Annotated in this window: 21 protein-coding genes; 12 read left to right on the forward strand and 9 right to left on the reverse strand. The window is 62.6% G+C overall.

Annotated features, from left to right (window positions below; translation table 11 throughout):
• Positions 1-366 precede the first annotated feature (366 nt).
• On the forward strand, positions 367-885 hold the full coding sequence (locus tag ACE4QZ_RS03935) for a glycine cleavage system protein R (RefSeq protein ID WP_021782680.1): 519 nt from the start codon (positions 367-369) through the stop codon (positions 883-885).
• A gap of 224 nt (positions 886-1,109) precedes the next feature.
• On the opposite strand, the gene rarD is transcribed toward ACE4QZ_RS03935, so the two are convergent.
• The 4 genes from rarD to ACE4QZ_RS03955 all read right to left on the reverse strand — a co-directional run bounded on the left by rarD (position 1,110) and on the right by ACE4QZ_RS03955 (position 4,683).
• The gene (gene rarD / locus ACE4QZ_RS03940) at positions 1,110-1,997 is read right to left on the reverse strand and encodes an EamA family transporter RarD (RefSeq protein WP_021782681.1); all 888 of its coding nucleotides are present in this window, start codon (positions 1,995-1,997) and stop codon (positions 1,110-1,112) included.
• A 64-nt stretch (positions 1,998-2,061) separates the two neighbouring features.
• On the reverse strand, positions 2,062-3,036 hold the full coding sequence (locus ACE4QZ_RS03945; RefSeq protein ID WP_021782682.1) for a serine/threonine protein kinase: 975 nt from the start codon (positions 3,034-3,036) through the stop codon (positions 2,062-2,064).
• Between the two features lie 101 nt (positions 3,037-3,137).
• Positions 3,138-3,902: a TOBE domain-containing protein gene (locus ACE4QZ_RS03950; RefSeq protein WP_021782683.1), complete on the reverse strand. Its 765-nt coding sequence runs from the start codon at positions 3,900-3,902 to the stop codon at positions 3,138-3,140.
• A 49-nt stretch (positions 3,903-3,951) separates the two neighbouring features.
• Entirely contained in the window at positions 3,952-4,683 is a 732-nt protein-coding gene (locus ACE4QZ_RS03955) for a ComF family protein (RefSeq protein ID WP_021782684.1), read from the reverse strand.
• Positions 4,684-4,772: 89 nt separating this feature from the next.
• Between ACE4QZ_RS03955 and bioB the strand changes: the two genes are divergently transcribed.
• From bioB to ACE4QZ_RS04000, 9 genes are all read left to right on the forward strand, one after another.
• A complete protein-coding gene (gene bioB / locus ACE4QZ_RS03960; protein WP_014589423.1) occupies positions 4,773-5,831 on the forward strand; it encodes a biotin synthase BioB in 1,059 nt (352 codons plus the stop codon).
• A gap of 1 nt (position 5,832) precedes the next feature.
• Complete coding sequence (gene bioF / locus ACE4QZ_RS03965) at positions 5,833-7,005, forward strand: 8-amino-7-oxononanoate synthase (RefSeq protein ID WP_021782685.1); 1,173 nt, start codon at positions 5,833-5,835, stop codon at positions 7,003-7,005.
• Positions 6,998-7,729, forward strand: a complete 732-nt coding sequence (locus ACE4QZ_RS03970) for an alpha/beta fold hydrolase (protein WP_021782686.1) — start codon at positions 6,998-7,000, stop codon at positions 7,727-7,729. Before bioF ends, ACE4QZ_RS03970 begins: the two co-directional genes overlap by 8 nt.
• The gene (bioC, locus tag ACE4QZ_RS03975) at positions 7,722-8,540 is read left to right on the forward strand and encodes a malonyl-ACP O-methyltransferase BioC (protein ID WP_021782687.1); all 819 of its coding nucleotides are present in this window, start codon (positions 7,722-7,724) and stop codon (positions 8,538-8,540) included. Before ACE4QZ_RS03970 ends, bioC begins: the two co-directional genes overlap by 8 nt.
• A gap of 10 nt (positions 8,541-8,550) precedes the next feature.
• Positions 8,551-9,231 carry a dethiobiotin synthase gene (gene bioD / locus ACE4QZ_RS03980; protein WP_003255605.1) on the forward strand — a complete coding sequence of 227 codons (681 nt, stop codon included), beginning with the start codon at positions 8,551-8,553 and terminating at the stop codon, positions 9,229-9,231.
• 169 nt (positions 9,232-9,400) lie between these two features.
• Entirely contained in the window at positions 9,401-9,697 is a 297-nt protein-coding gene (locus tag ACE4QZ_RS03985; RefSeq protein ID WP_103443372.1) for a pyrroloquinoline quinone biosynthesis protein PqqE, read from the forward strand.
• 287 nt (positions 9,698-9,984) lie between these two features.
• Positions 9,985-11,790, forward strand: a complete 1,806-nt coding sequence (locus tag ACE4QZ_RS03990; RefSeq protein ID WP_010951720.1) for a phenylacyl-CoA dehydrogenase — start codon at positions 9,985-9,987, stop codon at positions 11,788-11,790.
• Positions 11,791-11,979: 189 nt separating this feature from the next.
• Positions 11,980-13,263 (forward strand): sensor domain-containing diguanylate cyclase, encoded by a 1,284-nt coding sequence (locus ACE4QZ_RS03995; protein ID WP_279934884.1) that lies wholly within the window; start codon positions 11,980-11,982, stop codon positions 13,261-13,263.
• A gap of 124 nt (positions 13,264-13,387) precedes the next feature.
• Complete coding sequence (locus ACE4QZ_RS04000) at positions 13,388-15,166, forward strand: acyl-CoA dehydrogenase C-terminal domain-containing protein (RefSeq protein ID WP_021782690.1); 1,779 nt, start codon at positions 13,388-13,390, stop codon at positions 15,164-15,166.
• 275 nt (positions 15,167-15,441) lie between these two features.
• Here ACE4QZ_RS04000 and ACE4QZ_RS04005 read toward each other — a convergent pair whose 3' ends face one another.
• Positions 15,442-16,365, reverse strand: coding sequence for a LysR family transcriptional regulator (locus tag ACE4QZ_RS04005; RefSeq protein WP_021782691.1), 924 nt, complete (start codon positions 16,363-16,365; stop codon positions 15,442-15,444).
• Between the two features lie 210 nt (positions 16,366-16,575).
• Here ACE4QZ_RS04005 and ACE4QZ_RS04010 point away from each other — a divergent pair, with 210 nt between their 5' ends.
• Both ACE4QZ_RS04010 and ACE4QZ_RS04015 read left to right on the forward strand, forming a co-directional pair.
• Positions 16,576-17,856 carry an aspartate aminotransferase family protein gene (locus ACE4QZ_RS04010; RefSeq protein WP_021782692.1) on the forward strand — a complete coding sequence of 427 codons (1,281 nt, stop codon included), beginning with the start codon at positions 16,576-16,578 and terminating at the stop codon, positions 17,854-17,856.
• A gap of 146 nt (positions 17,857-18,002) precedes the next feature.
• Complete coding sequence (locus ACE4QZ_RS04015) at positions 18,003-18,161, forward strand: YqaE/Pmp3 family membrane protein (protein ID WP_009681539.1); 159 nt, start codon at positions 18,003-18,005, stop codon at positions 18,159-18,161.
• A 61-nt stretch (positions 18,162-18,222) separates the two neighbouring features.
• Here the strand turns inward: ACE4QZ_RS04015 and ACE4QZ_RS04020 are convergent, their stop codons facing one another.
• Genes ACE4QZ_RS04020 through pqqC form a run of 4 tightly spaced genes read right to left on the reverse strand, consistent with a single transcriptional unit; the run spans position 18,223 to position 22,171 of the window.
• Positions 18,223-20,046 carry an alpha/beta hydrolase family protein gene (locus tag ACE4QZ_RS04020; RefSeq protein ID WP_021782693.1) on the reverse strand — a complete coding sequence of 608 codons (1,824 nt, stop codon included), beginning with the start codon at positions 20,044-20,046 and terminating at the stop codon, positions 18,223-18,225.
• On the reverse strand, positions 20,012-21,172 hold the full coding sequence (pqqE, locus tag ACE4QZ_RS04025; RefSeq protein WP_021782694.1) for a pyrroloquinoline quinone biosynthesis protein PqqE: 1,161 nt from the start codon (positions 21,170-21,172) through the stop codon (positions 20,012-20,014). Before pqqE ends, ACE4QZ_RS04020 begins: the two co-directional genes overlap by 35 nt.
• Positions 21,144-21,419 (reverse strand): pyrroloquinoline quinone biosynthesis peptide chaperone PqqD, encoded by a 276-nt coding sequence (pqqD, locus tag ACE4QZ_RS04030; RefSeq protein ID WP_021782695.1) that lies wholly within the window; start codon positions 21,417-21,419, stop codon positions 21,144-21,146. The genes pqqE and pqqD overlap by 29 nt, the downstream gene beginning before the upstream one ends.
• Complete coding sequence (gene pqqC, locus ACE4QZ_RS04035) at positions 21,416-22,171, reverse strand: pyrroloquinoline-quinone synthase PqqC (RefSeq protein WP_021782696.1); 756 nt, start codon at positions 22,169-22,171, stop codon at positions 21,416-21,418. Before pqqC ends, pqqD begins: the two co-directional genes overlap by 4 nt.
• Positions 22,172-22,277: the final 106 nt, after the last annotated feature.

A 22,277-nucleotide genomic window follows, 5' to 3' on the forward strand; every position in this document is an offset into this window, starting at 1 on the left:
TGCATGCCCCTTCGGGGCGGCTGGGTGCGGCCGGCCAGACAGGCTGGCAGACAGTGTGCGTATTTTCACAGGCGCCTTGGCAGACATCCAAACGACGTTTTGTAGTCCGCGCCACGGGATACTACATGAAGCAGTAGGCGGGGCAAAATCAGACTAAAAGCGCCGTTATGCGACCCGATGGTCGCGTATGGTCACGCTGGGAGTGGGTATGTTCGCAAAAAACAGGTGGATTGTTCCAGATAAATCTTGAAACAGTACACGATTAGCTGTGCGGATTGCCCTGCGGCAGGTTGCCGCGCCTTGCCTATACTGATTCGATCCCCCGATTTTCTGCCGCCCGGCGCGGTCCGACACGAGGAAGGGCTTGTGGATCATCTTGTACTGACTGTAATTGCCCCTGACAAGGCCGGCCAGGTCGAACGTATTGCCCAGTGCATCGCCGACCACAGTGGTAACTGGCTGGAAAGCCGCATGTCGCGTATGGCCGGGCAGTTTGCTGGCATTCTGCGGGTGGCGGTGCCGGCAGAGAATTACGCCGAGCTTGTGGCCTCGTTGCAGGGGCTGGCCAGGTATGACATTCGCGTGCTGATTGCCGAGAGCGGGATCGAGCCCTCGTGCACCTGGAAGCCAATTGCCATGGAGCTGGTGGGTAATGACCGGCCGGGGATCGTGCGGGACATTACCCGTTTGTTGGCGGACCTTGGGGTGAATCTGGAGCGGTTCACTACCGAAGTGCGGCCCGCGCCAATGAGCAGTGAGCCGTTGTTTCATGCCGATGCGTTGCTGGCGTTGCCGCTGGCCCTTTCGCTGGATGAATTGCAGCAGAAGCTGGAGAGTCTGGCGGATGATTTGATGGTGGAGTTGCAGTTGCGGCCGGAGGATTGATCCTGGCCGGAGGTTATCCCGATATCACGGGGAAGGCCCTGTGGATAACCTGGGGGCGTACCTCTCCAGCCCAGGCATCACGTGCCCTGCAGAGCTTTGCTCAAAAAACACCCAATTATCAGCAGCTTGTGCACAAAGCACGGGGACGAGGGTGTGGATAACCTATGGAGATGTTTCTGCAGGCCAGTAGCTACATGGCCTGCAGAGTTTTGATCGTTTTCTGATCAGCTACGTTTGCGCAAGCTCAGCCATGCATCCACGCTGTAAATCGCCAAACCTGCCCAGATGAACATGAAGGCCACCAAGGCGCTCGACGACAAATGCTCATCGAACAGCAGTACGGCCTGCAACAGCACCAAAGTCGGTGCCAGGTACTGCAGGAAGCCCAGCGTGGTGTACGGCAGGTGCCGCGCGGCGGCGTTGAAGCATACCAGCGGCACCAGCGTTACCGGCCCCGCCGCCATCAGCCACAGCGCCTCGCTGCTGGTATAGAACGCGCCCTGGGCACTCATCGCTGACGGGTGCAGCAGCAGCCAGCCAAGGGCCAGCGGTACCAGCATCCAGGTCTCCACCACCAGGCCCGGCAGTGCTGCTACCGGCGCCTGCTTACGGATCAGCCCATAGAAGCCGAAGCTCAACGCCAGCACCAGTGATACCCATGGCAGGCTGCCCACTTGCCACACCTGCTGCGCCACACCCACGGCGGCCATGCCCACCGCCAGCCATTGCAGGCGGCGCAGGCGCTCACCAAGAATGAGCATGCCCAGCAGTACGTTGATCAGCGGGTTGATGTAATAGCCCAGGCTGGCCTCGAGCATACGACCGTTGTTTACCGACCACACGTAGGTCAGCCAGTTACCGGCGATCAGTGCCCCGCTCAGTGCCAGGATGCCCAGCCGGCGCGGGTTGTTGCGCAGTTCGCGCCACCAGCCGGGGTGTTTCCACACCAGGAGCAGTAGCGAGCCGAACAGTGCTGACCAGAGCACCCGGTGGACAATGATCTCCACCGCCGGGACGCTCTGGATTGCCTTGAAGTAGATGGGGAAAAGGCCCCAGATGATGTAGGCGCTCAAGCCCAGTATGTACCCGCGGCGCGGGTTTGCGGCGTGCATGCAGAATCCTTGCTTAGGTTGCTAAATAAAGCGACGCCTATTGTAGACAGAGGTGGGCGCGCTTCTAGAACAATTTCAGCGGTGCTTCATCCAGCGCAGCCATTTGTTCGCGCAAGGCGAGAATCTGGTCGCCCCAGTAGCGTGGCTGGCCGAACCAAGGGAAGCTGGGCGGGAACGCCGGGTCGTCCCAGCGCCTTGCCAGCCAGGCGCTATAGTGCAGCTGGCGCAGGGCGCGCAGGGGCTCGATCAGGGCCAGCTCGCGCGGGTCGAAGTCGTGGAACTCGTTGTAGCCGTCGATCAGCTCGGCCAGTTGCCCCAGGCGCTCCTCGCGGTTGCCGGCCAACATCATCCACAGGTCTTGCACCGCTGGGCCCATGCGGCAATCGTCGAGGTCCACCACGTGGTACACCTCGTCACGGTGCATCAGGTTGCCGGGGTGCAGGTCGCCGTGCAGGCGGATGAGCTGGTGTGGTGTGCGAGCGTAGATGTCCTCCACCCGCTTGAGCAGGTCGCGTGCCACGGACTCGAACGCCGGCAACAGTTCACGCGGGACAAAATTACCTTCCAGCAAGGTATTCAGTGAGGCGTGGCCAAAGTTGTCCACAGCCAGTGCCTCGCGGTGCTTGAACGGTTTGCTGGCGCCCACGGCATGCATGCGACCGAGCAGTTGGCCCAGGCGATACAACTGGTCGAGGTTGCCAGGCTCGGGGGCGTGGCCGCCGCGACGGGGGAACAGCGTGAAGCGGAAGCCCTGGTGCTCGAACAAGGTGCGGTCATCGTGCTGCATGGGCGCAACCACCGGGACTTCGCAGTCGGCGAGCTCGGCCGTGAAGGCGTGTTCTTCAAGGATGGCTGCATCGCTCCAGCGGCCTGGGCGGTAGAACTTGGCAATCAGCGGCTGCGCGTCTTCGATGCCCACCTGGTACACGCGGTTTTCGTAGCTGTTCAGCGCCAGCACCCGCGCATCGCTGAGAAAGCCCAAGCTTTCCACTGCGTCCAGGACCAGGTCGGGGGTGAGGGTGTCGAAGGGGTGGGACATGGTGGCTCCGGAGGGTAAGCGGCGTGGGGCCATGGTAGCGCGTTATGCCTGTGCCGGCTTCTTCACAGGCATGCCCGCAATCCGCCCACCGCGTGGCGAGGCTAAGCCGGTATCCCGATCAGCACATAGGACGGATGGAACTGCACCCGCACCGAACTGCCGGCCGCCACCTGTTGCCCAGCCAACCACTGCGCCTCTGCAATGGCACACAACGTCTGCCCATTACCCAGCGCCAGCCTGACCTCGCTGGGGCCGTCCTCCTCGGCCAGCACTTCTTCCACCGTCGCGCTCAAACAGTTGCTGCCCTCCTCGGCTTCTTCCTCTTGCGCCAGCAACCGCACCCACCCGGCCTTTAGCAGCGCCACCACCATCGTTCCCGCTGTCAGCTCCAGCCGCGCAGTGCTGTCGTGGGTGATCAGCGCATCGATCTCCAGCCCGCCGCTCAATGCTAGGCTGACGCGGTCATACCGGCCTTCTGGGCGCAGGCCGCTGACCTGGCCCTGCAACTGGTTGCGCGCACTGGTGCGCAGCATCAGGCGCCCGAGCAGGTCGAGGTCGCCGGATTCTTCGGCGGCTTCGAGGATTTGTGCCTGCAGGGCCTGCAGCCGTTGGTACAGGCGCAGCACCCGCTCGCCTTCCGGCGACAAGTGCGCACCGCCGCCGCCACGGCCACCGGTGCTGCGCTTGACCAAGGGCTGGCTGGCCAGATTGTTGAGCTCGTCGATGGCATCCCAGGCCGCCTTGTAGCTGATACCGGCTGCCTTGGCGGCGCGGGTGATCGAGCCTTGTTCGGCAATGTGCTGCAGCAGCGCGATGCGCTGTGGGCGGCGGGCGATGTGCTGGGTGAGAAGGGGGGGTAGGGACATGGGTATTCCGTATACAAGGGTGCTTTGCAAATGGGCAGGTCGCGCCAGGTCATACATACCCCGGTTTTGGCGTACGTGCCAGGCAATACACATCCACCCGCCGTGCACCTGCCTTGCGCAGTGTCAGGGCAATAGCCTGCGCAGTGGCACCGGTGGTCAACACATCATCGACGATGGCGACATGCTTGCCTTCCAGCTCGCCCGTTACCGCGAACGCCTGGCGCAAATTGCGCCGTCGTGCCCTGGCACCCAGATGTTGCTGTGCCGGTGTCTCGCGTGTTCGCACCAGCAAACGCTCGTTGCATGTTACCCCGACGTGCGACGACAACCACCGCCCAAGCATCCCCGCCTGGTTGAACCCCCGCTCGCGCAGTCGACGCCTGGCCAAAGGCACAGGCAACAGCAGGTCAGGGCGGGGCAGCCCTTCGGCATAGCGATACAGCAGCCCCTGCCCGAGTAGCTCAGCCATCAGGCGCCCCAAAGGCCATTGGCGATTGTGCTTGAAGCGGCTGATCAACGTGTCCACCGGAAAGCCGAACTGCCACAGGGCAATGACCTGATCGAAGGCCGGCAAGCCGCGGCCGCAAACGGCGCAGGTCAGGCCGGCCATGGGCAAGGGCAGGGCGCAATGCCGGCACTGATCACCCAGCCAGGGCAGCGCCTGTTCGCAGGTGATGCACAGCGGGTAGTGCTGCTCGGCAGGCTCATCGCATAACAAACACTGCTGATCAATAAGTGAGCACTTGTAAACCAGTCGCTTCCAGTACAGTTGACAGTTCATAGGCCTTCCATGACTATGCGAGCTATCCGTGATGCGCTGGCGGGCTTTCCTGTCCCGGCGCCAGCTACAGCCTAAACAAGGAAACGCCGATGAGCGCCAGCACAACTGCAACAACACGTCACGACTGGTCCCTGGCCGAGGTCAAGGCGCTGTTCCAGCAACCGTTCAATGACTTGCTGTTCCAGGCGCAGACCGTGCACCGCGCGCATTTCGACCCCAACCGCGTGCAGGTTTCGACCTTGCTGTCGATCAAGACCGGTGCCTGCCCGGAAGATTGCAAATATTGTCCGCAGTCCGGCCACTACAACACCGGGCTGGAAAAACAGAAGCTGATGGAAGTGCAGAAGGTGCTGGAAGAAGCTGCCCGCGCCAAAGCCATCGGTTCTACCCGTTTCTGCATGGGGGCGGCGTGGAAGCACCCGTCGGCCAAAGACATGCCCTACGTGCTGGAGATGGTCAAAGGCGTCAAGGCCATGGGCCTGGAAACCTGCATGACCCTCGGCAAGCTCGACCAGGAGCAGACCAAAGCCCTGGCCCAGGCTGGCCTGGACTACTACAACCACAACCTCGACACCTCCCCAGAGTTCTACGGCAGCATCATCACCACGCGTACCTACAGCGAGCGCCTGCAGACCCTGGCCTACGTGCGCGATGCCGGGATGAAAATCTGCTCTGGTGGCATTCTGGGCATGGGTGAGTCGCTGGACGACCGTGCCGGCCTGCTGATCCAGCTGGCCAACCTGCCGGAGCACCCGGAGTCGGTGCCGATCAATATGCTGGTCAAGGTAGCCGGCACGCCGCTGGCTGAGGAAGAGGACGTCGACCCGTTCGACTTTATCCGTATGCTGGCCGTGGCCCGTATCCTCATGCCCAAGTCTCACGTGCGTCTGTCCGCCGGCCGCGAGCAGATGAACGAGCAGATGCAGGCCCTGGCCTTCATGGCGGGCGCCAACTCGATCTTCTACGGCGAAAAACTGCTGACCACCGCCAACCCCCAGGCCGACAAGGACATGCAGCTGTTCGCACGCCTGGGTATCAAGCCCGAAGCGCGTGAAGAGCACGCTGACGAAGTGCATCAGGCAGCCATCGAGCAAGCGCTGGTCGAGCAGCGCAGCAGCGAGATGTTCTACGACGCCGCGACAGCCTGACATGGCTTTCGATCTGGCTGTGCGCCTGGCCGAACGGCGCGCAGCAGACCTGTATCGGCAGCGGCCGTTGCTGGAAAGCCCGCAGGGGCCGGAAGTGGTGGTCGACGGCCAGCGGTTGCTGGCCTTCTGCAGCAATGACTACCTGGGCCTGGCCAACCACCCCGAAGTGATCGCCGCCTGGCAGGCCGGCGCCGAGCGCTGGGGGGTGGGGGGTGGTGCCTCGCACCTGGTGGTTGGCCACAGCGCACCGCACCATCAGGTTGAAGAGGCACTGGCTGAACTCACCGGGCGCCCGCGCGCGCTGTTGTTCTCCACCGGCTACATGGCCAATCTGGGCGCCATCACCGCGCTGGTGGGGCAGGGCGACACGGTGCTGCAAGACCGCCTGAACCATGCGTCGCTGCTGGATGGCGGGCTGCTCAGTGGTGCCCGCTTCAACCGCTACCTGCACAACGACCCGGCCAGCCTGGCCAGCCGCCTGGACAAGGCGGTCGGCAATACCCTGGTGGTGACCGATGGCGTGTTCAGCATGGACGGTGACCTGGCCGACCTGCCGGCGCTGGCCGATGTCGCCCGTGCCCGCGGCGCATGGTTGATGGTTGACGATGCCCATGGCCTGGGTACCTTGGGCGCACAGGGCGGCGGTATCGTCGAACACTTTGGCCTGGGCGTAGATGACGTACCGGTGCTGATCGGCACGCTGGGCAAGGCTTGCGGCACTGCGGGCGCCTTTGTTGCTGGCAGCGAAGAGCTGATCGAGGCGCTGGTGCAGTTCGCCCGCCCCTACATCTACACCACCAGCCAGCCACCGGCGCTGGCCTGCGCCACACTCAAGAGCCTGGAGCTGCTGCGCCGTGAAACCTGGCGTCGTGAGCATCTGGCAGCCTTGATTCGCCAGTTCAGAAAAGGCGCGCAGCAGATGGGGCTGCAGTTGATGGACAGCCCGACGCCAATCCAGCCTATCGTGATCGGCGACAGTGCGAAGGCGTTGCGTCTGTCACGCCTGCTGCGTGAGCGCGGCTTGCTGGTGACGGCCATCCGCCCACCCACCGTGCCGGCTGGCAGCGCACGCCTGCGGGTGACCTTGAGCGCCGCGCACAGCGAGGCGCAGGTGCAGCTATTGTTGAATGCATTGGCCGAGTGTTATCCACAGTTGGAGAACGCCGATGCGTAATCGACTTGTTCTGTTGCCTGGCTGGGGCTTGGGAACTGCTGCGCTGGAGCCGCTGGCCGCTAGCCTGCGGGCCCAGGACGCCCGCCTGCAGGTAGAGCTGATGCCCCTGCCAGAACTGCCCCACAGCGATGTGCAGGCCTGGATCGACCATCTGGACCGCAAGCTGCCCAGCAATGCCTGGCTGGGTGGCTGGTCACTGGGTGGCATGTTGGCCAGCGCGCTGGCGCACAAGCGTGGCGACCACTGCTGCGGGCTGCTGACCTTGGCCAGCAACCCCAGCTTCCTGGCCCGGCCAGACTGGCCGCACGGCATGGCCGAAGACACCTTCGGCACCTTCCTCGACGGCTGCCGCAGCCATACCCAGGTCACCCTCAAGCGCTTCCGTACCTTGTGCAGCGACGGCGCCCTGCAGCCGCGTACCCTGTTGCGCCAACTGGGTGTCGGCGTGCCGGATACCGACCCGTTGTACCTGGCCACTGGCCTTGAAGTGCTGGCCAAGCTGGACACCCGCGAAGCTTTGCAAGCCTATGGAGGCCCGCAGCTGCACCTGTTTGCCGGCAGCGATGCGCTAGTGCCGGCAGAGGCGGCAAAGGCCTTGAGCGAGCTGTTGCCCGATGTGGAAGTGGGCCTGGTCGAAGACAGTTCCCACGCGTTCCTGCTGGAGTACCCGCAGGAGCTGGCGGCGGGCATCAAGAGTTTCCTGCATGAGAGTGGCGATGACTGACCTTTCCCGTCCGACCCTGCCCGGCGCATTGCCCGACAAGCGCCAGGTGGCGGCCTCGTTCTCCCGCGCCGCGGCCAGCTACGACAGCGTGGCGGCCCTTCAGCGCGCTGTAGGTCTGAGCCTGCTGGAGCAGTTACCGGCAGGCCTGCAGCCGTCACACTGGCTGGACCTGGGCAGCGGCACCGGCCATTTCAGCCGCATGCTGGCCGAGCGTTTCACCCAGGCCTGTGGCGTGGCGGTGGATATTGCCGAAGGCATGTTGCTGCACGCCCGTCATGTGAAGGGCGGGGCGCAGTATCACGTGGTTGGCGACGCCGAGCGTTTGCCGCTGCGCGATGGCAGCGTCGACCTGGTGTTTTCCAGCCTGGCGGTGCAGTGGTGCGATCAGTTCGCCAGTGTGCTGGCCGAGGCGCAGCGGGTGCTGCGCCCAGGCGGTGTACTGGCCTTCAGCAGCCTGTGCGTGGGCACCCTCGACGAACTGCGCGCCAGCTGGCAGGCGGTGGATGGTCTGGTGCATGTAAACCGCTTCCGCCGTTTCGAGGACTATCAGCGCCTGTGCGCAGCCAGCGGTTTTGAACAGCTTGAGCTGGAGCGGTGCCCGCATGTGCTGCACTACCCGGATGTGCGCAGCCTGACCCACGAACTGAAGGCGTTGGGGGCGCACAATCTGAACCCTGGGCGACCTTCCGGTCTCACCGGCCGGGCGCGAATGCAGGGCCTGCTGCAGGCCTATGAGGCATTTCGCCAGCCCGCAGGGCTGCCAGCCACCTATCAAGTGGTCTATGGTGTGTTGCGCAAACCACAGGCGTAAGGGGAGCACGATGAGCCAGGCCTTTTTCATTGCTGGTACCGATACCGATGTCGGCAAGACCACCATTGCCGCCGGCCTGTTGCATGCGGCACGTTTGCAGGGCATGAGCACGCTGGGTGCCAAGCCGGTTGCCTCGGGCTGTACGATGACGCCGAAAGGCTTGCGCAATAGTGATGCCCTGGCGCTGATCGACGAAAGCACGGTCAAGCTGCCCTATGAGCAGGTCAATCCGTTTGCCTTCGAGCCTGCTATTGCCCCGCATGTGGCGGCGCGCGAGGCAGGGGTGACGCTGGCCGTGCCAGAACTGCTCGCGGCGATGCGCAATGTGCTGCAACAAAATGCCGACTTCACCCTGATTGAGGGAGCCGGTGGCTGGCGCGTACCGCTGTCGGGCCTGGAGAACCTGTCCGACCTTGCCGTTGCCCTGCGGTTGCCGGTGATTCTGGTGGTAGGCGTGCGCTTGGGTTGCATCAGCCATGCCTTGCTTAGTGCCGAGGCGATCGAGCGTGATGGGCTGCAGTTGGCGGGTTGGGTGGCAAACATCATCGAGCCGCGTACCTCGCGCCTGGAAGAGAACCTGGCCAGCCTTGCAGAGCGCTTGCCGGCGCCATGTCTGGGGCGGGTGCCCAAGCTCAAGCAGGCCAGTGCCGACATGGTGGCTGAGCATCTGCAGCTGGATTTGCTGGATTAGTATGTTGCCGGCCCGGCCTCCTTGCGGGGGTTGCCCGCGAAGAGGCCAGTGCAGGAATACCCAAGGCCTATCAACTGGCATTGAGCCATTAGGGATTTAAACGGGCCTTTTCGCGCCCAGCCTGCTTTAATTGGGGCTGTTCGTCATCCAGCGTCAATGGAGTCCTGACATGGAAATCACCGGTAGCTCCGCCTACTACGCGGGCCTGAGCGCAATCCAGACCGGGCAGAACCGCGTCGATCAAGCCGCCAGCCAGATCGCCAACACCACTGCCGAACGCACCGCCACTAGCCAGTCCAGCGATTTTCAGGCCGAACGCCTGCGCGCGGTCGACCGCAGCCAGCAGATGGACATGGCCACCAGTGTCGTGCAACAGGCGGTGGGCAAGACCGAAGTCGAACTCGGCGCAAAGGTCGCTAAGGCATCCGACGAAATGCTTGGCCGGTTCATCGACACCTACGCCTGAACACTTGCGTCATCCCCTATTTCAGCGCCTGCCCTTGTAGGAGCGGGCTTGCCCGCGAATGCGTCCGATCAGACAACAGTTTGGTTTGGTTGGAAGCATTCGCGGGCGAGCCCGCTCCTACAGGTGTTTTGCCGAGCGTTGGCGTATTTGCCATTTTTCGTGGCGGAAATGGCACCATAGTCCATCCTTGACAGAAAGCTGAGCTAAACGTAAGTTTCAAACAACTGTTTGATCGGCTTCCGCCAAGCGCGGGTCACCCCACAGAACTCACCTAGAGGTTCATCGCAATGCCTGACTACAAAGCCCCCTTGCGTGATATCCGCTTCGTTCGCGACGAGCTGCTTGGCTATGAGGCGCACTATCAGAGCCTGCCGGGTTGCCAGGACGCCACGCCCGACATGGTCGACGCGATTCTTGAAGAAGGCGCGAAGTTCTGTGAGCAGGTGTTGTCGCCGCTGAACCGCGTGGGTGACCAGGAAGGCTGCACCTGGAGCGAATCGGGGGTGAAAACCCCAACCGGCTTCAAGGAAGCCTACCAGCAGTTCGTCGAAGGCGGCTGGCCTAGCCTGGCACATGACGTCGAGCACGGCGGCCAAGGCCTGCCAGAGTCGCTGGGCCTGGCCCTGAGCGAAATGGTCGGTGGTTCGAACTGGTCGTGGGGCATGTACCCAGGCCTGTCGCATGGCGCGATGAACACTATTTCTGCGCATGGCACTGCCGAGCAGCAGCACACCTACCTGACCAAGCTGGTGTCCGGCGAGTGGACCGGTACCATGTGCCTGACCGAACCGCACTGCGGTACCGACCTGGGCATGCTGCGCACCAAGGCCGAGCCACAGGCCGACGGCAGCTACAAGGTGTCGGGCACCAAAATCTTCATTTCGGCCGGCGAACACGACATGGCCGACAACATCGTCCATATCGTTCTGGCCCGCCTGCCGGACGCACCGGCCGGTACCAAGGGTATTTCGCTGTTTATCGTGCCGAAGTTCCTGCCCAACGCCGAGGGTGGCGTGGGTGAGCGCAACGGCGTTAGCTGCGGCTCGATCGAACACAAGATGGGCATCCACGGTAACGCTACCTGCGTCATGAACTTCGATGCTGCCACCGGCTACCTGATCGGCCCGGCCAACAAAGGCCTGAACTGCATGTTCACCTTCATGAACACTGCGCGCCTGGGGACCGCACTGCAAGGCCTGGCCCACGCCGAAGTGGCGTTCCAGGGTGGCCTGAAGTACGCCCGTGAGCGCCTGCAAATGCGTTCCCTGACCGGCCCGAAAGCGCCGGACAAGGCTGCCGACCCGATCATCGTCCACCCAGACGTGCGTCGCATGCTGCTGACCATGAAGGCCTTCGCCGAAGGCAACCGCGCGATGGTGTACTTCACCGCCAAGCAGGTGGACATCGTCAAGTACAGCCAGGACGAAGAAGAGCGCAAGAAGGCCGATGCCCTGCTGGCGTTCCTGACCCCGATCGCCAAGGCATTCATGACCGAAGTCGGTTTCGAAGCCGCCAACCACGGCGTGCAGATCTACGGTGGCCATGGCTTCATCGCCGAATGGGGCATGGAGCAGAACGTGCGCGACAGCCGCATCTCCATGCTGTACGAAGGCACTACCGGAATTCAGGCCCTCGACTTGCTCGGTCGTAAAGTGCTTATGACTCAGGGCGAAGCACTGAAGGGCTTCACCAAGATCGTGCATAAGTTCTGCCAGGCGCAGGAAGGTAACGAAGCGGTCAAGGAGTTCGTCGAACCGCTGGCGGCCATCAACAAGGAGTGGGGCGAGCTGACCATGAAAGTGGGCATGGCTGCCATGAAGGACCGTGAAGAAGTGGGTGCGGCTTCGGTCGATTACCTGATGTACTCCGGCTATGCTTGCTTGGCCTACTTCTGGGCCGACATCGCCCGCCTGGCCGCTGAGAAACTGGCAGCTGGCACCAGCGAAGAGGCGTTCTATACCGCCAAGTTGCAGACTGCCCGCTTCTACTTCCAGCGTATTCTGCCGCGTACCCGTACCCATGTGGCGACCATGTTGTCGGGTGCCAACAACCTGATGGCGATGGACGAAGAGCACTTCGGCCTGTCGTACTGATACTGGCGCTGTACTCAAAACCCGCCTGCCCTGACCGGTAGGCGGGTTTTTTACGTCTTCGGGTTCAGCGCGGCCCCTTGCAGGAGACCGGAAGCTGGTAAATCCAACCGCAAATTCAACTGTTCCAGTGCACTGCCGATGAAGTGAGGGCACAATGCCATTATTGATCTGCCGGGTTGGAGATTACCCTTGTTTCGTCTTAACGCTGTTCGCGCAAGCCACTTCATGCCGTCGCTGTTCTTGTTGCTGGCAGGGCTCGCCGCAGCCTATGTGAGAGACCTCAGCGTCTTTTTCACATCGCTGTTCAATGTCCTGCCTACCTTGGTTCTACTGCTGGGCGGCGCCTACTGCGCGGTCTACCGCCGCCAGCGTGAGCTGTTTCTGATGCTGACGGTGTACATCGCCTACTTCCTGCTCGATACCCAGACCGACTTCTATCGTGACCATGGCCGCGTGCGTGAGGACGCGGCGGTGATCTTCCACCTGGTCTGCCTGCTGCTGCCGGCGCTGTTCGGGCTGTATGGCGCCTGGCAGGAGCGTACGCACCTGCTGCAGGACCTGGTCGCCCGCGGTGCTGTGCTGTTTGCCGTGGGCAGCGTGGCGGTGGCCCTCCAGCAAAGCTACCCCGAGGCGTTGCTGACCTGGTTGGCGGAGATCCGCTGGCCGGCTTTGCATGGTCACTGGATGAGCCTGATCCAGATGGTCTACCCACTGTTCCTTGGTGTGTTCATTCTGCTGGTGGTGCAGTACCTGCGTGCACCCCGGCCGCTGCACGCCGCGCAGTTGATCGGCCTGCTGGGCATTTTCTGGATGCTGCCGCAAACCTTCATCCTGCCGTTTACCCTGAACATCATGTGCAGCCAGGTAATGTTGATGATCGCCGCAGCAGTGGCGCACGAGGCTTATCAGATGGCTTTCCGTGACGAGCTGACTGGCCTGCCGGGGCGCCGTGCGCTGAACGAGCGCATGCAGCGCCTGGGGCGTAACTATGTCATCGCCATGACCGATGTCGACCATTTCAAGAAATTCAACGACACCCACGGCCACGATGTCGGTGACCAGGTGTTGCGGTTGGTCGCCAGCCGCTTGTCCAAGGTCACCGGCGGTGGTCGCGCTTACCGTTATGGTGGGGAAGAGTTCGCTTTGGTGTTCGCCGGCAAGACCGCCGAGGAGTGCGTGCCGCATGTGGAGGCCGTGCGTGAAGTAATCGCTAATTACGTGATGCACCTGCGCGACCAGCACAACCGCCCGCAGGACGATACCGCCGGGCGCCAGCGCCGCGCTGGCAGCGGCGGCGGCACGGTTTCGGTCACCATCAGTATCGGCGTGGCCGAGCGCCAGGCGGATCATCGCAACCCCGAGGCGGTGCTGAAATCCGCCGACCAGGCGCTTTACAGCGCCAAAGGTGCGGGGCGCAATTGTGTCATGGTGCATGGGCGACAATCGCCGCGTGGGGCAGTGCGTACAGCGTGACCGTGCGAGACTATATAGTCGATTGATGACCCTATGTCTCGCAAAAGTTGTTCGGTTACACTGCCAGTAACCCCAGTGTCGCGGTTCCCCGAGACCGCCCCGACCCGACTAGCGAGAGGTTGTCATGGCTGACTATAAAGCGCCCCTGCGCGACATGCGCTTCGTACTGAATGAAGTCTTCAACGTGGCCGAGCAGTGGACGCAGTTGCCCGGGCTGGCGGAGGTCGTCGATGCCGACACGGCCATGGCCGTGCTGGAAGAAGCCGGCAAGGTTACCGCCAAGACCATTGCGCCGCTCAGCCGCGCTGCCGACGAAGAGGGCTGCCACTGGGACAACGGCGTAGTACGCACCCCAGCCGGTTTCATCGAGGCCTACAACACCTACGCCGAAGGCGGCTGGGTGGGCGTGGGCGGTGACCCGCTGTTCGGCGGCATGGGTATGCCCAAGGCCATCTCGGCCCAGGTCGAGGAAATGGTCAACGCGTCCAGCCTGGCCTTCGGCCTGTACCCGATGCTGACCGCTGGCGCCTGTCTGTCGATCAACGCCCACGCCAGCGAGGCCTTGAAGGAAAAATACCTTCCGAACATGTATGCCGGCGTTTGGGCCGGCTCCATGTGCCTGACCGAGCCGCATGCCGGCACCGACCTGGGCATCATCCGCACCAAGGCCGAGCCCCAGGCTGACGGCAGCTACAAGGTCAGCGGCACCAAGATCTTCATCACCGGTGGCGAACACGACCTGACCGAGAACATCATCCATCTGGTACTGGCCAAGTTGCCGGATGCACCGGCGGGGCCGAAAGGTATTTCGCTGTTCCTGGTGCCAAAGTTCCTGGTCAATGAAGACGGTAGCCTCGGTGCGCGGAACCCGGCCACTTGCGGCTCGATCGAGCACAAAATGGGCATCCAGGCCTCGGCTACTTGTGTGATGAACTTCGACGAAGCAGTCGGCTATATCGTCGGTGAGCCGAACAAGGGCCTGGCGGCCATGTTCACCATGATGAACTACGAGCGCCTGGGTGTAGGCATTCAAGGCCTGGCGTCAGCCGAGCGCTCCTATCAGAACGCCGTGGAGTACGCCCGCGATCGCCTGCAGAGCCGTGCCCCGACTGGCCCGCAAGCCAAGGACAAGGCTGCCGATCCGATCATCGTCCACCCGGACGTGCGTCGCATGCTGTTGACCATGAAGGCACTGATCGAAGGTGGCCGCGCGTTCTCCACTTACGTGGCCATGCAACTGGACAGTGCCAAGTACAGCGAAGACGCCAGCGTGCGCAAACGCAGCGAAGAGCTGGTGGCACTGCTGACGCCGGTGGCCAAGGCCTTCCTCACCGACCTGGGCCTGGAGTGCGCAGTGCATGGCCAGCAGGTATTTGGCGGGCATGGTTATATTCGTGAGTGGGGGCAGGAGCAGTTGGTGCGCGATGTGCGCATTACCCAAATCTACGAGGGGACCAATGGCATCCAGGCCCTCGACCTGATGGGCCGTAAAGTGGTGGCCAGCGGCGGGGCATACTACAAGCTGTTCTCTGATGAGATTCGCCAGTTCATTACTCATGCAGGCAGCGAACTGGACGAATTCACCAAGCCATTGCGTGCTTCGCTCGATCAGCTCGATGGGTTGACCGAGTGGGTATTGCAGCAGGCCAAGGGCAACCCGAATGAAATTGGCGCGGCTTCGGTCGAGTACCTGCATGCCTTCGGCTATGTTGCCTATGGCTATATGTGGGCACTGATGGCGCGGGCGGCGCAGGCGGGCGATGGGGATGCGGCGTTCTATTCGGGCAAGCTGGGTACGGCGCGGTTCTATTTTGCACGGTTGCTGCCACGGGTGGATTCGCTGGTGGCTTCGGTGAAGGCGGGGAGTGAGTCGCTTTACCTGCTGGATGCCGAGCAGTTCTGATATTGAGGGCTACCCAGTGGCCCGATTCCCCAGATATCTGGGTATGAATCTCCCGTGTAAGCTTTTTCCTACACGACGTGGTGACTTTTCACCACTGTTCTAAGATTGGATCCACGGTTAATCTTTACCACATGGACGTTGCGCAGGAAGCGCAAAGGACAGATCAAGGACGACGACGAAGGAACACCTGCCAGGATGGCGGGGCGATACGGATGTCACAGGGAAACAGTCTGGAAAACCCCGCTTCGGCGGGGTTTTCTTTGCGTGCGTGTTTTTCAGGCCAGCACATCCAGCGGTGATGCCCCCAACAGACGAGCGTCCGTCTCTTCCTCCAGCAACGTGCGCAGCAGCTCTACGGACGCCTGCTGGCGCTGGGCATCGCGGAAGACCAGGCCAACCTTCAGCGGCACGCGCGGCTCGCTGAGCGGTTTCCACAGCAGCCCCTGATCATCTTCGGCGGCCTCCTTGGCGCGCCCCGGCAGAATGGTAGCCAGCGCCGTGTGCGCGAGGCTATCGAGAATCCCTGCCATATTGTTCATCTCTGCCTGCACCTGCGGCCGTCGACCCTGGCTGGCCAACTGCGCCTGCCAGATCTGGCGGATCTGGAACTCCTCGCCCAGCATCAGCATGGGCAACTCGGCGGCCTGGCGGATGGACACCTTCTTGAAGTCCTTCAGCGGGTGGGTATCGGGTATGACCAGTTGCAGCTCATCTTCGTACAACAGCAGGCCATGCAGACCTGGCTGGCGCGGCGGCAAGTAGCTGATGCCGATGTCCAGGCTGCCGTTGAGCAGGCGCCGTTCGATCTCCAACCCCGACAACTCGTAAATCTGCACGACCAGGTGGGGTTGAGCCTTGCGCAGCCGTTCAAGCAGCTGCGGTATCAGGCTTGGCCGCACGGTCTGCAATACACCGATAGCCAAGGTGCGCAGCGACTGGCCCTTGAAGTTGCGCATAGCTTCGTGGGCACGCTGCAGGCCGTCGAGCAACGGCAGGGCATGGTTGTACAAGGTGTGGGCGGCCAAGGTCGGCAGCAAGCGTTTGTTGCTGCGCTCGAACAGGCTCAGGTCGAGGCTGTGCTCCAATTGGCGGATCTGCTGGGAAAGCGCCGGCTGTGACAGCGACAGGCGTTCGGCGGCACGGCCTACGTGGCCTTCTTCGTACACCGCGACGAAATAACGCAGTTGGCGGAAATCCATAAGTAATACTTATCGAAAATGCTGGAAAAACGAAATGGTCGAAAACCCTGTTGAAGCCTAGTCTATCGCCGTATTCCAAAGGGTTACAGCGATGATTCGGTCGATTGTTACCATGGATGAAAAACACTTTTGATAGGCAAGGCAAAATATCGAGTGCCGGCATCAAGACCGCACCGTGGCTGCCCTTTACCGTGATTGGTTGGAGCCCTGATGAACCTGTTCAACCTGCGCCGCTCGGCTTCTGCCGCCGCCGCCGAGCCCAAGCGTGCGCCGGTGATCGTGCCGCAAGCATCCGAGCTGTCGCTTGATCGCCTGATGCCCGGCGCCGAACGTGCGGCGCAGGTATTCGTGCGTGGCCAGGGCTCCTGGTTGTGGGACAACGAAGGGCATGCCTACCTGGACTTCACCCAAGGCGGCGCGGTCAACAGCTTGGGCCACAGCCCCAGCGTGCTGGTCAAAGCGTTGGGAGCCCAGGCTCAGGCGTTGATCAACCCGGGCTCGGGCTTTCACAACCGTGGCCTGCTGGGGCTGGTCAATCGGCTGTGTCAGAGTACCGGCAGTGACCAGGCCTACCTGCTCAACAGCGGTGCAGAGGCCTGTGAAGGGGCGATCAAGCTGGCGCGTAAGTGGGGCCAGCTGCACCGCAATGGCGCCTATCACATCATTACTGCCAGCCAAGCCTGCCATGGCCGTAGCCTGGGCGCGCTGTCCGCATCCGACCCGTTACCATGCAATCGCTGCGAACCTGGCCTGCCGGGTTTCAGCAAGGTGCCGTTCAACGACCTGGCGGCGCTGCACGCCGAGGTGGATTCACGCACCGTGGCGATCATGCTCGAGCCGATACAGGGTGAGGCGGGCGTTATTCCCGCTACTCAGGAATACCTCAAGGGCGTGGAAACGCTCTGCCGCGAACTGGGCATCCTGCTGATCCTTGATGAGGTGCAGACCGGTATTGGTCGCTGTGGTGCGCTGCTGGCCGAGGAGCTCTATGGCGTGCGCGCCGACATCATCACCTTGGGCAAGGGCCTGGGAGGCGGCGTGCCACTGGCCGCCTTGCTGGCCAGGGGCAAGGCATGCTGCGCCGAGCCTGGTGAGCTGGACGGCAGCCACCATGGCAACGCGCTGATGTGCGCCGCCGGCCTGGCGGTGCTGGACAGCGTGCTGGAACCTGGCTTTCTGGCCCAGGTTCAGGACAACGGTCGTCACCTGCGTGAAGGCCTGAGCCGCCTGACCGGGCGCTATGGTCAGGGTGAAGTGCGCGGTCACGGGCTGCTATGGGCCCTTCAACTGAAAGAAAACCTGGCCCGCGAGCTGGTGGCTGCGGCCCTGCACGAGGGCCTGCTGCTCAACGCGCCGCAAACGGATGTGGTGCGCTTTTCTCCGGCGCTGACTGTGAGCAAAGGCAACATCGACGAAATGCTGCTGCGCCTGGCGCGCGCTTTCGCCCGCCTGCATGCCCAGCAGCAGGCCCGCCGCGAAGTGCCGGCGTAGCGGCCTGCCAAAGAATTCAACGAACCGTCTGGCGTTCCTGCGCATCGCCCCTGGCCTGTTTCATTCGGCCCGGGGCGTTTTTTTTGCCTGTGGAACCTCTTCGGCTGGCAGCTAGTCTTTGATGTAACCCTTCAGGAGAAACTCGCATGGACTTTATCCGCATTATCATCGCCATTATCCTGCCGCCGCTGGGGGTGTTCCTTCAGGTCGGGTTTGGCGGGGCGTTCTGGCTGAATATCCTGCTGACCCTGCTGGGGTACATTCCGGGGATCGTGCATGCGGTGTACATCATCGCCAAGCGGTGACACAGGCTGAGCCCGCGCCTGCAGGAGCAGCGAAAGGTTGCTCCTGCAGGGGCGCCTGTAACTACTGCACCAACACCCGGCAATAGAATTTCCACTCTTCTTCCAAGGCATGCGCCAGGTTCTCCGCCTTGCGGAACCCATGCCGCTCCTCCGCATAAAAATGCCCTTCAGCGTCGATCCCGTTGGCCTGCAACGCAGCCAACATGGAGCGTGTCTGCTCCGGCACCACCACCGCATCCAGTTCACCCTGGAAGAAAATCACCGGTACTTTGATTCGCTCTGCATGCAGCAACGGCGTGCGCTGGCGATAGCGTTCAACGTCCCGCTGCGGGTCGCCGATCAGCCAGTCCAGGTAATCGCCTTCGAACTTGTGGGTGGCACGGGCCAGGGCTACCGGGTCACTGACCCCGTACAGGCTGGCGCCGGCGCGGAACACGTCTTGAAACGCCAAGGCGCACAGGGTGGTGTAACCCCCGGCGCTGCCGCCGCGGATGAATGCCTTGCGTTTGTCGACCAAGCCCTGAGCCGCCAGGTATTCGACCACCGCGCAGGCATCGGCCACATCGCTTTTGCCCCAGCGCTGATGCAGTGCCTGCCGGTACTCCCGGCCATAGCCGGTGCTGCCCCGGTAGTTGAGGTCGGCCACGGCAAAGCCGCGCTGGGTCCAATACTGAATGCGCGGGTCGAGCACGGGATAGCAGGCTGAGGTTGGCCCGCCGTGGATGAATACCACCAGCGGTGCGGCGCCTTGCGACTGCGCTGGGGGGTAGAAGAAACCATGGGCCTGCTCGCCGTCACTGTTGTAGTGGATCGGCTGCGGCAGGCTGATATTCCCTGCCGGCAGCACTTCGGCACCGCCGGCCAGCACGCGTACTTCGTGGTTGTTGCGGTCAATGGCAATGACTGCCGGTGGGCTGATGGGCGACGCTGCAATGGCATACAGGTGTTCGCTGTCCATGGTCAGGCTGCGAAAGCGTGTGTAGGCACTGGCAAAACGTTCCATACGGCCATCTTCACCACGCAGCCCCAATTGCCCGAAGCCGTCTTCGAACCAACTGGCCAGGTAGCTTTGCGGGCTCAGTGGCAACCAGGTGCAGGTCCCCAATTGCCAAGGCGCAGCAGCATGGTCCGCCGATGCGGCGGGCAACGCTTGCCATTGGCCATCGACCTCACCCCAGGGTTGCCAGAAGCCCTTGCGGTCGGAAAGGCAGTAGAGCCGACCTTGGGCATCGAAGCGTGGTTGTTGCAACGATTCTTCTGCGGCGGCTACACATTGCGCCGGCCCCCAGTGGCCGCTGGCATCGCGCGCGCGGCACATCAGCCGGGTGACGGTCCAGGGCTGTGCCGGGCGGTCCCATTCGATCCACGCCAGGCGCTGGCCATCGGCGCTGACAGCAGGCGAGGCGTAGAAGTCGGCGCCCTCGGCGAGGACTTCGCGGCTGCTGTTACCCAGAGCGACCAGGCGATGCTCTACCTGTTCGGCATGGCGCTCTTCGACGGCCAGCACCTGGCCGTCGTGCCACTGCACATCGCCATAGCGGCAGCTGGCATCCTGGGTCAGTGCACGTGGTAACAGATCGTCCAGCGGCTGGGTGTAGACCTGCTGGTCCTTTTCGTTGACGAACACCAGCCCGTCGCCGCCCAGGCAGAAGCTGCCGCCACCATATTCGTAGACCCGACTGCGCACGCTGAAGCCGTCCGGGGTCAGGCAGCGAGCTTGGTAGTGCAACCAGTGCCAGATACGGCAAGCACCGTCGGCCGGGCGGAATTCGTTCCAGAACAGCCCGTCGGCACTGACCTTGAGTTCGGCAAAGTCGGTGCCGGCGGCAACTGCCTGGGCCGCGCTGAATTCAGCCGCGGGCGATGACACGGGAGTTTCGATCATTGCGGAAGGTCATCTGTTCGATCGCGAGCTGGGCGGTTTCAGCCTCCTCGCGGGCCTTGAGAATGATGCCGTGCTCGGTCGACTTGGCGCACACCGGGTCGGCGTTGCTGGCATCGCCGGTGAGCATGAAGGCCTGGCAGCGACAGCCGCCGAAGTCCTTTTCTTTTTCGTCGCAGGAGCGGCAAGGTTCGCGCATCCACTCATAGCCACGGAAGCGGTTGAAACCGAACGATTCATACCAGATATGGTGCAAGTCGTGGTCGCGTACATTCGGGAACTGCACGGGCAGCTGGCGGGCGCCGTGGCAGGGCAATGCGGTGCCGTCCGGGGTGATGGTGAGGAACAGGTTGCCCCAGCCGTTCATACAGGCCTTGGGACGCTCTTCGTAGTAGTCAGGGGTAACGAAAATAAGCTTGCACGGGTTGCCCTCGGCCTTGAGCTTGTCCCTGTATTCGTTGGTGATACGTTCGGCCCGCTCGAGCTGCGCGCGGGTTGGCAGCAGTCCCAGGCGGTTGAGGTGCGCCCAGCCATAGAACTGGCACGTGGCGAGCTCGACGAAGTCGGCCTCCAGGGCAATGCACAACTCGATGATGCGGTCGATCTTGTCGATGTTGTGCCGATGAGTGACGAAGTTGAGCACCATCGGGTAGCCATGGGCTTTCACCGCGCGGGCCATTTCCAGCTTCTGTGCAAAGGCCTTCTTCGAGCCAGCCAGCAGGTTGTTCACCTGCTCGTCGCTGGCCTGGAAGCTGATCTGGATATGGTCCAGGCCAGCCTTCTTGAATTCGGCGATGCGTGCCTCGGTCAGGCCTATGCCCGAGGTGATCAGGTTGGTGTAGTAACCCAGGCGGCGGGCCTCTGCTATCAGCTGGGCAAGGTCCTGGCGTACCAGTGGTTCACCGCCGGAAAAGCCGATTTGTGCGGCACCCATTTCCCGCGCTTCAGCCATGACCTTGAACCACTGTTCGGTGCTCAGCTCCTGGCCCTGGGCGGCGAAGTCCAGCGGGTTGGAGCAGTAAGGGCACTGCAGCGGGCAGCGGTAGGTGAGTTCGGCCAGCAGCCACAGCGGCAGGCCGACCTCGGGGGTAGGCGGCAACTCAGGCGAGGACGATCCAGTGTTCGGCACGGGCCACCTCCATGAACTGCTCGATGTCGTCCGCCACTTGCGGGACACCGGGGAATTGCTGTTCGAGTTCGCTGATAATTGCTGCCACGTCGCGCTGGCCGTCGATCAGGCCACCGATCAGGCTCGCGCTGTCGTTGAGCTTGATCATGCCTTCGGGGTACAGCAACACATGGCCCTTTTGCGCCGGCTCGTACTGGAAACGATAGCCGGGGCGCCAGTTCGGTACCTGGTTACGGTCGAAACTCATAGGGTGATTCCCTTGTGCCACACCCGTTCCTGGGTGACGGAATGATAGGGTGGGCGGTTCAGTTCGTAGGCCATGCTCATGGCATCGAGCATGCTCCACAGGATATCCAGTTTGAACTGCAGTATCTCCAGCATACGCTCCTGGCCCGCACGGGTGGTGTAGTGCTGCAGGGTAATCGCCAGGCCGTGTTCCACATCGCGTCGAGCCTGGCCCAGGCGGGTACGGAAATACTCGTAGCCGGCGGGGTCGATCCACGGGTAGTGCTGTGGCCAGCTGTCCAGACGTGACTGGTGGATTTGCGGGGCGAACAGCTCGGTCAGCGAGCTGCTGGCGGCTTCCTGCCAGCTGGCGCGGCGGGCGAAGTTGACGTAGGCGTCCACGGCAAAGCGCACGCCAGGCAATACCAGTTCTTGCGAGCGCAATTGGTCCGGGTCCAGCCCGACAGCCTGGCCCAGGCGCAGCCAGGCTTCGATACCGCCATCCTCGCCGGGCGCACCATCGTGGTCGAGCAGGCGCTGGATCCACTCGCGGCGCACTTCGCGGTCCGGGCAGTTGGCCAGGATCGCAGCATCCTTCATCGGGATGTTGACCTGGTAGTAGAAGCGGTTGGCCACCCAGCCCTGGATCTGCTTGCGGGTGGCGCGACCTTGGTACATCGCCACGTGGTACGGGTGATGGATGTGATAATAGGCGCCCTTGGCGCGCAAGGCCTGCTCGAACTCGGCAGGGGACATTGGCAGTGCGTCGCTCATTCGGCTGGCTCCTGTAGAACGATTATCTGGCCTGGCACATCTCTCTCCCTTGTGGGAGCGGGCGTGCCCGCGAACACCGGCGAAGCCGGTGCCATAGACCGTGTTG

This window comes from Pseudomonas sp. DCA-1 (assembly GCF_046523955.1).
GTDB classification, from domain to species: domain Bacteria; phylum Pseudomonadota; class Gammaproteobacteria; order Pseudomonadales; family Pseudomonadaceae; genus Aquipseudomonas; species Aquipseudomonas putida_Y.

Coding starts and splice junctions, on each gene's coding strand:
- bioF (WP_021782685.1), top strand. CDS start 5,833: ATGGCTTTCGATCTGGCTGTGCGCCTGGCCGAACGGCGCGCAGCAGAC.
- ACE4QZ_RS04020 (WP_021782693.1), bottom strand. CDS start 20,046: ATGATCGAAACTCCCGTGTCATCGCCCGCGGCTGAATTCAGCGCGGCC.
- ACE4QZ_RS03985 (WP_103443372.1), top strand. CDS start 9,401: ATGGAAATCACCGGTAGCTCCGCCTACTACGCGGGCCTGAGCGCAATC.
- bioD (WP_003255605.1), top strand. CDS start 8,551: ATGAGCCAGGCCTTTTTCATTGCTGGTACCGATACCGATGTCGGCAAG.
- bioC (WP_021782687.1), top strand. CDS start 7,722: ATGACTGACCTTTCCCGTCCGACCCTGCCCGGCGCATTGCCCGACAAG.
- ACE4QZ_RS03950 (WP_021782683.1), bottom strand. CDS start 3,902: ATGTCCCTACCCCCCCTTCTCACCCAGCACATCGCCCGCCGCCCACAG.
- ACE4QZ_RS03970 (WP_021782686.1), top strand. CDS start 6,998: ATGCGTAATCGACTTGTTCTGTTGCCTGGCTGGGGCTTGGGAACTGCT.
- pqqD (WP_021782695.1), bottom strand. CDS start 21,419: ATGAGTTTCGACCGTAACCAGGTACCGAACTGGCGCCCCGGCTATCGT.
- ACE4QZ_RS04015 (WP_009681539.1), top strand. CDS start 18,003: ATGGACTTTATCCGCATTATCATCGCCATTATCCTGCCGCCGCTGGGG.
- bioB (WP_014589423.1), top strand. CDS start 4,773: ATGAGCGCCAGCACAACTGCAACAACACGTCACGACTGGTCCCTGGCC.
- pqqC (WP_021782696.1), bottom strand. CDS start 22,171: ATGAGCGACGCACTGCCAATGTCCCCTGCCGAGTTCGAGCAGGCCTTG.
- ACE4QZ_RS03945 (WP_021782682.1), bottom strand. CDS start 3,036: ATGTCCCACCCCTTCGACACCCTCACCCCCGACCTGGTCCTGGACGCA.
- ACE4QZ_RS03990 (WP_010951720.1), top strand. CDS start 9,985: ATGCCTGACTACAAAGCCCCCTTGCGTGATATCCGCTTCGTTCGCGAC.
- ACE4QZ_RS04005 (WP_021782691.1), bottom strand. CDS start 16,365: ATGGATTTCCGCCAACTGCGTTATTTCGTCGCGGTGTACGAAGAAGGC.
- rarD (WP_021782681.1), bottom strand. CDS start 1,997: ATGCACGCCGCAAACCCGCGCCGCGGGTACATACTGGGCTTGAGCGCC.
- ACE4QZ_RS04010 (WP_021782692.1), top strand. CDS start 16,576: ATGAACCTGTTCAACCTGCGCCGCTCGGCTTCTGCCGCCGCCGCCGAG.
- ACE4QZ_RS04000 (WP_021782690.1), top strand. CDS start 13,388: ATGGCTGACTATAAAGCGCCCCTGCGCGACATGCGCTTCGTACTGAAT.
- ACE4QZ_RS03955 (WP_021782684.1), bottom strand. CDS start 4,683: ATGAACTGTCAACTGTACTGGAAGCGACTGGTTTACAAGTGCTCACTT.